General features: G+C 66.4%; 12 protein-coding genes. 6 read left to right on the top strand and 6 right to left on the bottom strand.

From position 1 onward, the window contains the following. The first annotated feature begins 62 nt into the window (after positions 1 to 62). Together ASE88_RS10645 and ASE88_RS10640 are read left to right on the top strand one after the other, a co-directional pair. The gene (locus tag ASE88_RS10645) at positions 63 to 1,259 is read left to right on the top strand and encodes a thiolase family protein (protein ID WP_056478011.1); all 1,197 of its coding nucleotides are present in this window, start codon (positions 63 to 65) and stop codon (positions 1,257 to 1,259) included. Between the two features lie 157 nt (positions 1,260 to 1,416). After that, positions 1,417 to 2,193: an SDR family NAD(P)-dependent oxidoreductase gene (locus ASE88_RS10640; RefSeq protein WP_056478009.1), complete on the top strand. Its 777-nt coding sequence runs from the start codon at positions 1,417 to 1,419 to the stop codon at positions 2,191 to 2,193. Between the two features lie 109 nt (positions 2,194 to 2,302). On the opposite strand, the gene ASE88_RS10635 is transcribed toward ASE88_RS10640, so the two are convergent. The 4 genes from ASE88_RS10635 to ASE88_RS10620 form a co-directional block, all read right to left on the bottom strand. After that, positions 2,303 to 3,670 (bottom strand): dihydrolipoamide acetyltransferase family protein, encoded by a 1,368-nt coding sequence (locus ASE88_RS10635; protein WP_056478007.1) that lies wholly within the window; start codon positions 3,668 to 3,670, stop codon positions 2,303 to 2,305. Beyond that, positions 3,670 to 4,677: an alpha-ketoacid dehydrogenase subunit beta gene (locus ASE88_RS10630; protein ID WP_056479379.1), complete on the bottom strand. Its 1,008-nt coding sequence runs from the start codon at positions 4,675 to 4,677 to the stop codon at positions 3,670 to 3,672. The genes ASE88_RS10635 and ASE88_RS10630 overlap by 1 nt, the downstream gene beginning before the upstream one ends. A 59-nt stretch (positions 4,678 to 4,736) precedes the next feature. After that, the gene (locus ASE88_RS10625; protein ID WP_056479376.1) at positions 4,737 to 6,026 is read right to left on the bottom strand and encodes a thiamine pyrophosphate-dependent enzyme; all 1,290 of its coding nucleotides are present in this window, start codon (positions 6,024 to 6,026) and stop codon (positions 4,737 to 4,739) included. A gap of 138 nt (positions 6,027 to 6,164) precedes the next feature. Then, on the bottom strand, positions 6,165 to 7,184 hold the full coding sequence (locus tag ASE88_RS10620) for a fumarylacetoacetate hydrolase family protein (protein ID WP_056478005.1): 1,020 nt from the start codon (positions 7,182 to 7,184) through the stop codon (positions 6,165 to 6,167). A gap of 175 nt (positions 7,185 to 7,359) precedes the next feature. Between ASE88_RS10620 and ASE88_RS10615 the strand changes: the two genes are divergently transcribed. The 4 genes from ASE88_RS10615 to ASE88_RS10600 all read left to right on the top strand — a co-directional run bounded on the left by ASE88_RS10615 (position 7,360) and on the right by ASE88_RS10600 (position 10,468). Then, the gene (locus ASE88_RS10615; RefSeq protein ID WP_055873435.1) at positions 7,360 to 7,602 is read left to right on the top strand and encodes a DUF6894 family protein; all 243 of its coding nucleotides are present in this window, start codon (positions 7,360 to 7,362) and stop codon (positions 7,600 to 7,602) included. Positions 7,603 to 7,775: 173 nt separating this feature from the next. Continuing rightward, the gene (locus ASE88_RS10610) at positions 7,776 to 8,507 is read left to right on the top strand and encodes a Crp/Fnr family transcriptional regulator (RefSeq protein ID WP_235527904.1); all 732 of its coding nucleotides are present in this window, start codon (positions 7,776 to 7,778) and stop codon (positions 8,505 to 8,507) included. A gap of 215 nt (positions 8,508 to 8,722) precedes the next feature. Further along, the gene (locus tag ASE88_RS10605; protein ID WP_055873441.1) at positions 8,723 to 10,147 is read left to right on the top strand and encodes a DEAD/DEAH box helicase; all 1,425 of its coding nucleotides are present in this window, start codon (positions 8,723 to 8,725) and stop codon (positions 10,145 to 10,147) included. 54 nt (positions 10,148 to 10,201) lie between these two features. Next, positions 10,202 to 10,468, top strand: coding sequence for a hypothetical protein (locus ASE88_RS10600; RefSeq protein ID WP_056478003.1), 267 nt, complete (start codon positions 10,202 to 10,204; stop codon positions 10,466 to 10,468). A 204-nt stretch (positions 10,469 to 10,672) separates the two neighbouring features. On the opposite strand, the gene ASE88_RS10595 is transcribed toward ASE88_RS10600, so the two are convergent. Both ASE88_RS10595 and hslU read right to left on the bottom strand, forming a co-directional pair. Continuing rightward, positions 10,673 to 11,338, bottom strand: coding sequence for a nitroreductase (locus ASE88_RS10595; protein ID WP_056478001.1), 666 nt, complete (start codon positions 11,336 to 11,338; stop codon positions 10,673 to 10,675). A gap of 107 nt (positions 11,339 to 11,445) precedes the next feature. Then, a complete protein-coding gene (gene hslU, locus ASE88_RS10590; RefSeq protein WP_055873449.1) occupies positions 11,446 to 12,741 on the bottom strand; it encodes an ATP-dependent protease ATPase subunit HslU in 1,296 nt (431 codons plus the stop codon). Positions 12,742 to 12,787 lie beyond the last annotated feature (46 nt).

The following is a 12,787-nucleotide window of genomic DNA, read 5'->3' as shown; positions in this document are numbered from 1 at the left end:
CTTTGCGTCGTGCGGGTAATTCGGTAGATCGGCCGCATACCCGATCCTCGAAAGGTTCCAGCATGCGTGAAGCCGCCATCGTATCGACCGCCCGTACCGCTATCGGCAAAGCCTATCGCGGGGCGTTCAACGCGACCGAGGCTCCGGTGCTGGCGGGGCATGTGATGAACGCGGTCGTCGAACGCGCCGGGGTGGATCCGGCGCGGATCGACGAGGTATTCTGGGGCATCGGCAACCAGTGGGGCACGCAAGGCGGTAACGCAGGACGCATGGCGATCTTCGCGGGCGGGCTGCCCCAATCGGTCCCCGCGTTCACGCTCGACCGGAAATGTGGATCGGGGCTGACCGCGGTGGCGATGGCGGCGCGGACGATCATCTGCGACGAAGCCGATGTCGCGCTCGCCGGCGGGATGGAGTCGATCAGCTACACCGTCACGAAGGACGCGCCGCGCTACGTCAATGCGAGCGTGATCGCCAAGGAGCCGGCCGCCTATATCCCGATGATCGAGACCGCGGAGATCGTCGCCGAGCGCTACGGCATCAGCCGCGAGGCGCAGGATGCCTATGCCGCAATGAGCCAGCAGCGCGCCGCGGCGGGCCTCGCGAGCGGCGCGTTTGCCGAGGAGATCGTGCCGATCACCGTCGAGAAGGCGCTGTTCGACAAGCAGGGCAATCATGCCGGAATCGAGAGCGTCACGCTGTCGCAGGACGAGGGCATCCGCGCGGGAACGACGCTGGAGGGGCTGCGCGGGCTGAAGACGGTGTGGGCGGGCGGCGAGTTTTCGGGCCCCGGCACTAGCGTGACCGCGGGCAATGCCAGCCAGTTGTCTGACGGCGCGTCCGCGCAGTTGCTGATGGATCGCAAGACGGCCGAGGCCGAGGGCAAGGACATCCTCGGTATCTATCGCGGGTTCCAGGCGGCGGGATGCAGCCCGGCGGAGATGGGGATCGGGCCGATCTTCGCGATCCCGAAACTGCTCGAGCGCGCCGGACTGTCGGTCGGCGATATCGGGCTGTGGGAGCTGAACGAGGCGTTCGCGTCGCAGTGCCTGTATTGCCGCGATCATCTCGGCATCGATCCGGAGAAGTACAACGTCAATGGCGGCGCGATCGCGGTGGGGCACCCGTTCGGGATGACCGGATCGCGGCTTGTCGGGCATGCGCTGATCGAGGGGCGCAAGCGCGGCGTGCGCTATGTCGTGGTGTCGATGTGCACCGCGGGCGGCATGGGGGCTGCGGGGTTGTTCGAGATCGTTTGAGGTCGGACCCGGCCCGGGCGTGCCCTCACCCTTCCCGCGGCGAAGACGCCGCGGGCCCCTTCCCTCTCCCCGATGAGAGAGGGAGATAGGCGTGCGGGCATTGCCAACGGTTTGAGCCGGGGGCAGGTTTGCGCATTCTCTCGGGGGACGCGTGGCTATGACGACGGCATTGATCACCGGCGCATCGGCGGGGCTTGGCGAAGGCTTTGCGCGGGCGCTTGCCGCTGAGGGGACCAGGCTCATCCTCACCGCGCGGCGGGTGGATCGGCTTGAGGCGCTGGCGACCGAACTGCGCACGACGCACGGCGTTACGGTGCATGTCTTTGCCGCCGATCTTGCGGACCTAGATGGTCCGACGACGCTGGTCGCGGCGATTGCGGCCGCCGCGCTCCCGGTCGACGTGCTGATCAACAATGCCGGGTTCGGCGCGCGGGGGGACTTTGCGGACCTCGACAGCGCGCTTCAGCTTGGGATGATCGACCTCAATTGCCGTGCGCTGGTGGCGCTCTCGCATGCGGTCCTGCCGCAGATGATCGCGCGCGGGTCCGGTGGGATCCTCAACCTCGCCTCGGTCGCGTCGTTCCAGCCCGGACCGTGGATGGCGGTCTATTATGCGAGCAAGGCGTTCGTGTTGAGCTTTTCCGAGGCGCTGCACGAGGAGGTGAAGGCCAAGGGCGTGCGGGTGGCCGCTTTGTGCCCCGGCCCCACGCGTACCGAGTTCGCCGATATCGCCGGGCTGGGCGACACCGCGCTGTTCGAACGGCTGGCGAGCGACCCGGACGCGGTGGTGCGCGACGGGCTGGCGGCGCTGGCCGCGAACCGGGCGGTGAAGGTGTCCGGCCTGCTCAACGTCGCGATGACCGAGGGGATACGCTTTACCCCGAGAAGCCTCGCGCGGCGGATCGCGGGGGCGTTGCAGAAGGCGCGCGACTGAGGCGGTCGGCGATCTGGGCGATGGCCGGTACGATCGCGATGCTCTGAAGCATCCCGTCGAACCGGCCTTCGATCGTCAGCGCACCGCGGTGCCTGCGCTTCGCCCGCGTTCAATCGGCAAAGAGCAGGACGGGGGTTTCGAGGTACTTCTTCAGCCCCTGGACGAAGCTGGCCGCATCCCAGCCGTCGACGACGCGGTGGTCGCAGCTGATCGACAGATTCATCAGCTTGGCACGGACGACCTCGTCTCCCCCTCTTCCATCAGAACGGAAGACGGGGCGTTCGACGATCTTGTTCGGGCCGATGATCGCGACTTCGGGGCGGTTGATGACCGGGGTGGTCGCGATGCCGCCGAGGGGGCCGAGCGAGGTGACGGTTATCGTGCCGCCGCCCATCTCACTGGGGGCGAGCTTGCCTGCACGCGCGGCTTCGGCAAGGCGCGTGATCTCGGTCGCGAGCTGCCAGACGTTGCGGTCCTGTGCGTCGCGGATGACGGGGACGGTGAGGCCGGCGTCGGTCTGCGCGGCCATGCCGAGGTGGATCGCGCCGTGGCGCGTGACAACGCCTGCTTCGTCGTCGTAGCGTGCGTTGAGCATCGGGAAGTCGGGGATCGTCTTGCAGATTGCGACGATCATCAGCGGCAGCATCGTGAGCTTGGGGCGGCCGCCGCGGTTGGCGTTGAGGTCGGCGCGCATCGCTTCGAGCGCGGTGACGTCGATCTCGTCGACATAGGTGAAGTGCGGGATCGCGCGCTTCGACGCGGCCATGTTCTCGGCGATGCGGCGACGCATGCCCATGACCTTGATCGGCTGGTCTTCGCGGGCGCGCGATGCATGCGGGGGGTGATAGCCCTCGCCTGCGCCGTAGCGGAGGTAGGCGTCGAGATCGGCGTGGCGAACGCGGTCGGCGTCGGTCTTCACCGAGGCGAGATCGATGCCGAGATCACGCGCGCGGGCGCGGACCGCGGGGGATGCGAGCGCGTGCGCCTTGGCGACGGCGACCGGCCCCTCACTCCCCCCCGGCGAAGGCCGGGGTCCAAGTGGAGAGGTCGTCGTAACGTCGGACTGCGCTTCGTTACCGGCGTCCCCCAATTGGGCCCCGGCCTTCGCCGGGGTGGGGGATGCTGGTGCGTCGACTACCTCTTCGACGCCTGGGTTCTCGGCTTCGTATTGCTCTGCGGTTTCGGCCTGCGCCGACGTCAAGGGCGCGGCGACCACTTCGTCCCCGGTTTCCACCGCATCGGTCTCGATCACGACCAGCGCGGCGCCGATCGACACCTGGTCGCCGACCTCGCCCGCGAGTTCGACGACGAAGCCGGTCACGGGCGACTCCATCTCGACGGTGGCCTTGTCGGTCATCATGTCCGCGATCGGCGAATCCTCCTCGACTCGGTCGCCGATGGCGACGTGCCAGGCGACGATCTCGGCCTCGGAGATGCCTTCGCCGATGTCGGGCAGCTTGAAGGTGAAGCGGGCCATTATGCGTCCTTCATGATCTTCTTGAGGGCCTCGCCGATGCGAACCGGCCCCGGGAAATACGCCCATTCGAGGCTGTGCGGGTACGGCGTGTCGAACCCGGTCACGCGCTCGATCGGCGCCTCGAGATGGTAGAAACAGCGCTCCTGGACGATCGCCGACAGTTCGGCGCCGAACCCGCTCGTGCGAGTCGCCTCGTGGACGATCATGCAGCGCCCGGTCTTCTTCACCGACGCCTCGATCGTCTCGATGTCGAGCGGCACGAGCGTGCGCAGGTCGACGATCTCCGCGTCGACACCGGCCTCGGCGACCACGGCGGCGCAGACATGGACCATCGTGCCGTAAGCGAGGATCGTCAGCGCTTCGCCCGCACGGACGATCTTCGCCTTGCCGAGCTCGATCTTGTAGTAACCGGTCGGGACTTCGCCGGCCGGGTGCTTCGACCAGTTCTGCGACGGGCGATCCCAATAGCCGTCGAACGGGCCGTTATAGATGCGCTTGGGCTCGAAGAAGAGCGTCGGGTCATTGTCCTCGATCGCGGCGATCAGCAGGCCCTTCGCGTCATAGGGCGTCGACGGGATCACCGTCTTGATCCCCGACATGTGTGTGAAAAGCCCCTCGGGGCTCTGGCTGTGCGTCTGCCCGCCGAAGATGCCGCCGCCGAAGGGGGAGCGCACCGTGATCGGCGAGGTGAATTCGCCCGCCGAGCGATAGCGCAACCGGGCGGCTTCGGACACGAGCTGGTCGAGCGCGGGATAGATGTAATCGGCGAACTGGATCTCGGGCACCGGGCGCAGGCCGTACGCGCCCATGCCGACGGCGACGCCGATGATCCCGCATTCGGTGATCGGCGTGTCGAACACGCGCGTCTTGCCGTGCTTGGCCTGGAGCCCGGCGGTCGCGCGGAACACGCCGCCGAAATAGCCGACATCCTCGCCCATCACGATCACGTCGGGATCGCGCGTCATCATGATGTCCATGGCGGAGTTGATCGCCTGGATCATGTTCATCCGGGTGGTTTCGCCGCCGATATCCGGTGCGTCCGAGACGGGTGTTTCGATCATGTCGCTCATGCCTTGCGATCCCAGGGGCGGCCGGACGCGGATTCCTCGTCGAGCATCTGCTGACGCTGCTCCTTCAGATGCCAGGGCAGCTCCTCGAACACGCCGTCGAACAGCGATTCGAGCGGCTGGTGCAGGCCGTGGCCGAGGATGCCGTTCTTCTCGGCCTCTTTCTGCGCGGCCTTCACCTGCTCGGCGAGTTCCTTGTCCTGCGCGGCGTGGCGCTCGTCGTCCCATTCGCCGATCGCGATCAGGTGATCCTTCAACCGCTTGATCGGATCGCCGAGCGGCCAGGCATTGGGCTCGCCCTCGCTGCGATACTGGCCGGGATCGTCCGAGGTCGAATGGCCTTCCGCACGGTAGGTGAAGTGCTCGATCAGCGTCGGGCCCTGATTGGTCCGCGCGCGTTCGGCGGCCCACTGCGTCGCCGCATAGACTGCGAGCGCATCGTTGCCGTCGACGCGGAGCCCAGCGATGCCGTAGCCGACCGCACGCGCCGCGAACGTTGTTGCCTCGGCGCCCGCGAAGCCCGAAAAGCTGGAGATCGCCCACTGGTTGTTGACGACGTTGAAGATCACCGGCGCGCGGTAGACCGCCGCGAAGGTGCACGCCGAGTGGAAGTCGCCCTCTGCGGTCGAGCCCTCGCCGCACCACGTCGCGGCAATGCGTGTGTCGCCCTTGGCCGCCGATGCCATCGCCCAGCCCACGGCCTGCGGATATTGCGTCGTGAGGTTGCCCGAGATCGAGAAGAACCCGGCTTCCTTGACCGAATACATGATCGGCAGCTGCTTGCCGCCCAGCCTGTCCGCGGTGTTCGAATAGATCTGGTTCATCATGTCGACGAGGCTCCAGCCTCGTGCGATCAGCAGCCCCTGCTGGCGATAGGAGGGGAAGCACATGTCCTCGTAATCGAGTGCATAGGCCGCCGCGACCGCGACCGCCTCCTCGCCCAGCGCCTTCATGTAGAAGCTCGTCTTGCCCTGCCGCTGTGCGCGGAACATGCGCTCGTCGAACGCGCGGAGCAGCGCCATGCTGCGCAGCATCCGGCGCAGCACGTCGGGCGAAAGCTTGGGATCCCAGGGGCCGACCGCGTTGCCGGCGTCGTCAAGGACGCGGACCAGCGTGTAGGCGAGATCGGTAAAGTCCGACGCCTTGTCCGCGGTGTCGGGCCGGCGCGCCTCGCCGGCGGGCGGCACGTCGACTTCGGCGAAGTCCACCGCGTCGCCGGGGCGGAACTTGGGCTCGGGGATATGCAACGTGAGCGGTTGCAAATTGGCGCGCGGGTGCTCGCTTGCCATCGTCATTCCATCTCCATGAGGCCGCTGTGACCGCGGAACACTCTTACCGAGGCTTGTTATTAAATTTCAACGCAGATTGCGAGGGGGAGTTGCGCATTCACGATGTGCCGCGCGGATTTTTTCTCCCCCCCGCTGGAGTCAACCGCCGACGGTCTGCTCGATCACGCCGAAGATCGGGTGGCGTTTGTCGTCTTCCGCCCAGATGCGGACGACGTCGCCCTTTTTGAGGAACGGCGTGACCGGCTTGCCGCCGGTGATCGTCTCGATCGTACGGACTTCTGCGAGGCAGGAATAGCCGACGCCGCCCTCCGCGATCGACTTGCCGGGGCCGCCATCGGGCCCCCGGTTCGACACGGTCCCCGACCCGACGATCGTCCCCGCCCCGAGCTTGCGCGTCTTGGCGGCGTGCGCGACCAACGTGCCGAAATCGAACGTCATGTCCTCGCCGGCGTCGGCGCGACCGAGCGGGACGCCATTGAGATCGACCATCAGTTTCCGGTGCAGCTTGCCGCCCTGCCACCAGTCGCCGAGCGAATCGGGCGTGACGAAGACGGGCGAGAACGCGCTGGCAGGCTTGGACTGGAAGAAGCCGAAGCCCTTGCCGAGCTCGCCCGGAATCAGGTTGCGCAACGAGACGTCGTTGGTGAGGCCGACGAGCAGGATCGCGGCCAGTGCCTCGTCACGCGACGCGCCCATCGGCACGTCGCCGGTGACGACGACGACCTCGCCTTCCATGTCGCAACCCCACGCTTCGTCGCCGAGCGGGATCGGATCGCGTGGTCCCAGGAACCCGTCGGAACCGCCCTGATACATCAACGGATCGTGCCAGAAACTGTCGGGCATCTCCGCCGCACGCGCCTGTCGCACCAGCGCGACGTGGTTCACGTACGCCGACCCGTCGGCCCATTGATAGGCACGCGGCAACGGCGACTCGGCATCATGCTCGTGGAAGCGCCGCATCGGAATCATCTCGTGCTCGAGATCGGTCGACAGGTTCTTGAGATCGACCGACACCCGGTCCCAGTCGTCGAGCGCGGCCTGCAACGTCGGCGCGATATGGCGCGCGTCGGCGTACCAGGCGAGATCGTTCGAGACGACGACGAGCGTGCCGTCTCGTCCTCGGGTGGCGTCGGGATTCTTCAGGCTGGCCAGTTTCATGGAGCGGATCCTCTTCGTGTTTTCCGACTCCTACGCCTTTGCCCCGGCGCAAGTCGAGCGCGCACATCGCCCGCGCGCCCGGTTGTTCCGGAACGCCCCCGGACCTGATTTTTGTGAGAGCGGCACGTTCCGCTTGGCAGTATGCTCGATATGCCCCGCATCGAGGATATCCAGCATGCCCAGATACTTCTTCGATATCGACAACCGAGAGCACTATGTCGACGAGGAGGGGACCGAGCTTGCCGGGACCGACGACGCGCGCGTCCAAGCGGTGATCTTCGCGGGCGATTACCTGCGCGAAAACCCCGGACTCGTCCGCGATGGCGGCCGTCTCGATATCGCCGTCCGCGACCATCTGGGGACAATTCTGCTCAATGTCGCGGTAACGACCAGCGTTCCCGCCGATCGCACGCCCTGACGCGCGGGCAACAAAGCGTGCAACATGCGCGAGCGGTTGCGCATAATCCGCGTAAATAACATAGGTTTTGTCGGCGCGCTCAATCCTGGGATAAGGCCGAGTCCTCCTTAAAGCGCTACCGTGCGCTCGGTGACAGCGAGGGGATGCTCCTGCCCGGGATGCGGAGCGTGCACGTGGATATCTCCACCGTGAGTGATCAGTTGATTCGAAAGTTCGCATCGCGCGTGGCGATGAGTGCGGACGATCGCGCCTGTGTCTCAGCGCTGCCGTTCAAGCTCCGGACGATCGACCCATCGACCTATATGCTGCGCGAAGGCCAGCATCCGACACGATGCGCGTTCATTCTCGAAGGCCTGGCCTATCGCCAGAAGCTGACGCCGAACGGCGAACGCGAGATCGTGTCGATCGTGATGCCGGGCGAGTTCGTCGATCTGCAGAACCTGTTCCTCGAGGAATCGGATCACGACATCCAGGCGCTGACGAGGCTTACATTCGCTGAAATTCCGATCAGCGCGCTGCACGGGCTGATCGCAAACTGCCCGGTCGCGGGGCATGCGCTGTGGATCGATGCACTGATCGAGTCGTCGATTCACCGCGAGTGGCTGTTGAACATCGGGCGACGCAATGCGCGATCGCGGCTCGCGCATCTGCTGTGCGAGTTTTCGGTGCGGTTCCGGACATCGGCAGACGCGGACATGGCGTATGAATTGCCGATGACGCAGGAACAGCTCGGCGATGCGCTCGGGTTGACTCCGGTCCACGTCAATCGCGTGCTGAAGTCGCTGGAGGCGGCCGGGTTCATCGCGCGGGAAAAGCGCCTGGTCAGTGTGATCGACTGGCCCGGCCTGCGCGATGCCGCCGAGTTCAACGAACGCTATCTCCACCTCAAACAGACGCGGCTCTGAGGCCGACCACCGCCGCGCAGGTTGACTTTTCGCGCCCGATACGCCAGATGGCCGCTATCGAGGCGTAATGCAGCGTGATTGGACCTTTACGGTCTTAGCTCCGCCTCGGTCGTTTCCAACGGGCTTCCCTTTTCACGCGGGGTGTCAAAACACCACCGCCACTCGTGCGTCCGCTTCGTGGATTCGCGAGCCCGGCATCTATTGAGAGACCATTCATGTCATTTGCAAACCTCGGCCTTGCCGAGCCGCTCGTCCGTGCGCTCGAAGCCAAGGGCTATACCGAGCCGACGCCGATCCAGGCGCAGTCGATCCCGATCCTGCTCGAGGGTGGCGATCTGCTCGGCATCGCGCAGACCGGCACCGGCAAGACCGCCGCGTTCGTACTGCCCTCGATCCAGCGGCTGACCGAAAACCAGAAGCGCGTCCTGCCGACGCATTGCCGCATGCTGGTGCTCGCGCCGACGCGCGAACTCGCCAGCCAGATCGCCGACAGCGCGCGCGCTTACGGCCAGTTCAGCAAGATGTCGGTGACCACCGTGTTCGGCGGCACCAGCATCAACAAGAACCGCCAGGATCTCAGCCGCGGCGTCGACATCCTCGTCGCCACGCCGGGCCGCCTGATCGACCTGATCGAGCAGGGCTTCTGCAACCTGTCGATGATCGAGATCCTCGTGCTCGACGAAGCCGACCAGATGATGGACTTGGGCTTCATCCACGCGCTGAAGAAGATCGTCCGCATGCTGCCGAAGAAGCGCCAGACGCTGTTCTTCTCGGCGACGATGCCGGTCGCGATCCGTGATCTCGCCTCGCAGTTCCTGCTCGACCCGAAGACCGTGTCGGTGAAGCCCGCCGCGACGACCGCCGAGCGCGTCGACCAGTATGTCACCTTCTGCAACCAGTCGGAAAAGCAGGCGCTGCTGACGATCACGCTGGGCGATCCCGCGATCGACCGTGCGCTCGTCTTCACGCGCACCAAGCATGGCGCCGACCGCGTCGTGAAGCTGCTCGCGGGCAACGGCATCGCTTCGAACGCGATCCACGGCAACAAGAGCCAGGGCCAGCGCGAGCGCGCCCTCGGCGAGTTCAAGCAGGGCAAGGTCAAGGTCCTGATCGCGACCGACATCGCCGCACGCGGCATCGACGTCTCGGGCGTCAGCCACGTGATCAACTTCGAGCTGCCCAACGTCGCCGAGCAATATGTCCACCGCATCGGCCGCACCGCGCGTGCGGGCGCGAGCGGCATCGCCGTCGCGTTCTGCGCGGATGACGAGAAGGCCTATCTGCGCGACATCGAGCGGATCACGCGCCAGAAGGTGACCGTCCGCGCGCTGCCGGACGATTTCGTCAACCTGTCGAACCAGATCAAGCAGACTCGCGTCAAGACGATGGGGGCGGACCCCGAGGTCCGGATCGACCGTCCGCGCGATCCGGCGCGTCCGCGTGCGACTCATGCGCCGCGCGCAACCGGCGGCAGCACCGGGCGCAACTATGCGGGTGCCAGCCGTGGCGGCCAGGGCGGCGGCGGCGGCGGTCGTCCGCAGGGCGGTGGTCGTCCGGGTGGTCAGGGTGGCGGTGGTCGTCCGGCTGGCGGCGGCGGCCGTGGTGCGGGTCGCGGCGCGGGTCCGAGCTCCGCGCGCTAAGCATTCGATCGCCTCGCGGGTTTGGTGTAAGACCGGCCCGCGAGGAGAATGCTCATGGACGTTTCCACTACCCCGGTCGCCGAGCGCATCGCGCGCGTGCTGGCCGGCCAGCGGATCAGCGCGAATGCGGGCGGCGATGCCGAATCCGCGTCGCAGCTGATCGATTCGGCCTGGGCGGACTATCTTCCCGACGCGCTCGCGGTGCTGCGCACGCTGCGCGAGCCCGACCGGGCGATGGCCGCGGCGGGTGATCCGGCAGTCTGGGAGGCGATGATCCTTGCGGGGATCAAGGGCGCCAAGCCTAAGACGGTAATCCTCTGATTCTTGTTTCCCCGCGAAGGCGGGGACCTAGTCTGGGCACCCGCCTTCGCGGGTGAACAGTGCCGCAAACGCCACCACCCCGGCGGAGGCCGGGGCCCAATTGGCGCACGCTTCCGACTGAGCGCGCGTCCAGTTACGCCGGTCTCCCCAATTGGGCCCCGGCCTTCGCCGGGGTGGTGCTTTATTGTGGGATGACCGCAGGGATCAGCGGATCGTCGTCAACCACTCCGCCTCTGCCGCGCGATCGGTGCGCAGGGCATTGGCGGGAGCCGACTTGTCCTCGTAGCCGATCGCCATGCCGCAGAAGAGCATGCGGTCTTCGGGGATATTGAGGAACGCGCCGAGCGTGTCGGGGTACATCGCCCAGCATTCCTGCGCGCAGGTGGCGAGGCCGGCTTCGACCGCGAGCAGCATCAGGTTTTGCAGGTACATGCCGAGATCGGACCATTGCGGTGGGCCCATCCGCCGGTCGACGGTGCAGAAATAGGCCGCGGGCGCGCCGAAGAAGGCGAAGTTGCGCGCGAACCAGTCTCGGCGCGCGGCCTTGTCTTCGCGCGGGATGCCGAGCTGCGCGTACATCGCTTCGCCGACCGCGAAGCGGCGGTCGCGGTAGGGGGCGGTCAGGTCTTTCGGGTAGATGTCATAGGCGGGGGTTTCGTTGACGCCGGTGGCGAGCTTTTCGGCCATGATCGCCTTGAGGCGGGTCATTGCGTCGCCCTGGACGATTGCGATGTGCCAGGGCTGGAGGTTGCCGCCGGTCGCGGCGCGGGACGCCTTTACCGCGAATTCGTGGAGGAGGGTCGGGTCGACGGGGGTGTCGAGAAAGCCTCGGACGGAGCGGCGCGCGGCGATGGCTTCGGTCACGTCCATTTTGGTCTCCCTGATGACATCCCCGCACCCGTTCGCCCTGAGCGTAGTCGAAGGGCCTTTGACCCATGTGCTTCGACTTCGCTCAGCACGAACGGAAGGTATCCAGATTACAGCACGAAGCGGCTTAGGTCGGTGTTGCGCGCGATCTCCTTCAGCTGGCTGTCGACATAGGCGCCGTCGATGACCAGATTCGAGCCGCCGCGATCCTCGGCGTTGTAGCTCACTTCCTCCAGCAGCTTTTCCATCACCGTCTGCAGGCGGCGTGCGCCGATATTCTCGATCTCCGCATTCACCTCGGCGGCGATGCGCGCGATCGCGGCGATGCCGTCTTCGGTGAACTCGATGCCGACGCCTTCGGTCGCGATCAACGCCTTGTATTGGAGCGGCAGCGACGCCTTGGTATCCGACAGGATCGCGACGAAATCGGCCTCGGTCAGGCCCTTCAGCTCGACGCGGATCGGCAGGCGGCCCTGCAATTCGGGGAGCAGGTCGCTCGGCTTGGCGACGTGGAACGCGCCACTCGCGATGAAGAGGATGTGGTCGGTCTTCATCGGCCCGTATTTGGTGGCCACGGTCGTGCCCTCGATCAGCGGCAGCAGGTCGCGCTGGACGCCCTCGCGGCTAATCGAACCGCCCCGGCCATCGGCGACCGCAATCTTGTCGATCTCGTCGAGGAAGACGATGCCGTTGGCCTCCGCATCGGCGAGCGCCGCGCGGCTGACCTCGTCCTGGTCGAGCCGCTTGTCGGCCTCTTCCTCGACGAGCTTGTCCCACGCCGCGTGGACGGTGAGCTTGCGGCGCTTCAACTGCTGACCGCCGCCGAACGACTTCATCATCTCGCCGAGGTTGATCATCTGCGGTGCGCCGCCGGGGATCTCGAACGGCGTGGTCGGCGCCTGCTCGACCTCGATCTCGACCTCGGCACTGTTCAGATGGCCGTCGAGAAAGCGCTGCTTGAAGCTTTCGCGCGTCGCGGTGCTCGAATCCTTGCCGACCAGCGCGTCGAGCAGGCGACCCATCGCCGCCTCCTCGGCCTTGTCCTTGACCGCGACGCGGCGGCGTTCCTTTTCGAGGCGGATGGCTTCCTCGACGAGGTCGCGCGCGATCTGCTCGACGTCGCGGCCGACATAGCCGACCTCGGTGAACTTGGTCGCCTCGACCTTAACGAACGGTGCGTCGGCGAGTTTGGCGAGGCGGCGGCTGATCTCGGTCTTGCCGCAGCCGGTCGGTCCGATCATCAGGATGTTCTTGGGCGTGACCTCGTCGCGCAGGTCCTCGCTAAGTTGCTGGCGGCGCCAGCGGTTGCGCATCGCGACGGCGACCGCGCGCTTGGCGGCGGCTTGGCCGATGATGTGGGCGTCGAGCGCGGCGACGATTGCCTTGGGGGTGAGCTGGTCGTTCATTTTTTTACCTTCTCCCCTCCCGCTCGGGAGGGGTCGGGGGAGGGCG

Origin of the sequence: Sphingomonas sp. Leaf38 (assembly GCF_001421825.1) — a bacterium.
Taxonomy (GTDB): Bacteria; Pseudomonadota; Alphaproteobacteria; order Sphingomonadales; family Sphingomonadaceae; genus Sphingomonas.
This window is presented reverse-complemented; position numbering and strand designations above follow the sequence as displayed.

Bases quoted from the DNA above. Each gene is read 5' to 3' on its own strand.
- ASE88_RS10615 (WP_055873435.1), top strand. From the start codon at position 7,360: ATGCCCAGATACTTCTTCGATATCGACAACCGAGAGCACTATGTCGAC.
- ASE88_RS10605 (WP_055873441.1), top strand. From the start codon at position 8,723: ATGTCATTTGCAAACCTCGGCCTTGCCGAGCCGCTCGTCCGTGCGCTC.
- ASE88_RS10645 (WP_056478011.1), top strand. From the start codon at position 63: ATGCGTGAAGCCGCCATCGTATCGACCGCCCGTACCGCTATCGGCAAA.
- ASE88_RS10630 (WP_056479379.1), bottom strand. From the start codon at position 4,677: ATGAACATGATCCAGGCGATCAACTCCGCCATGGACATCATGATGACG.
- hslU (WP_055873449.1), bottom strand. From the start codon at position 12,741: ATGAACGACCAGCTCACCCCCAAGGCAATCGTCGCCGCGCTCGACGCC.
- ASE88_RS10600 (WP_056478003.1), top strand. From the start codon at position 10,202: ATGGACGTTTCCACTACCCCGGTCGCCGAGCGCATCGCGCGCGTGCTG.
- ASE88_RS10640 (WP_056478009.1), top strand. From the start codon at position 1,417: ATGACGACGGCATTGATCACCGGCGCATCGGCGGGGCTTGGCGAAGGC.
- ASE88_RS10625 (WP_056479376.1), bottom strand. From the start codon at position 6,026: ATGGCAAGCGAGCACCCGCGCGCCAATTTGCAACCGCTCACGTTGCAT.
- ASE88_RS10620 (WP_056478005.1), bottom strand. From the start codon at position 7,184: ATGAAACTGGCCAGCCTGAAGAATCCCGACGCCACCCGAGGACGAGAC.
- ASE88_RS10595 (WP_056478001.1), bottom strand. From the start codon at position 11,338: ATGGACGTGACCGAAGCCATCGCCGCGCGCCGCTCCGTCCGAGGCTTT.
- ASE88_RS10635 (WP_056478007.1), bottom strand. From the start codon at position 3,670: ATGGCCCGCTTCACCTTCAAGCTGCCCGACATCGGCGAAGGCATCTCC.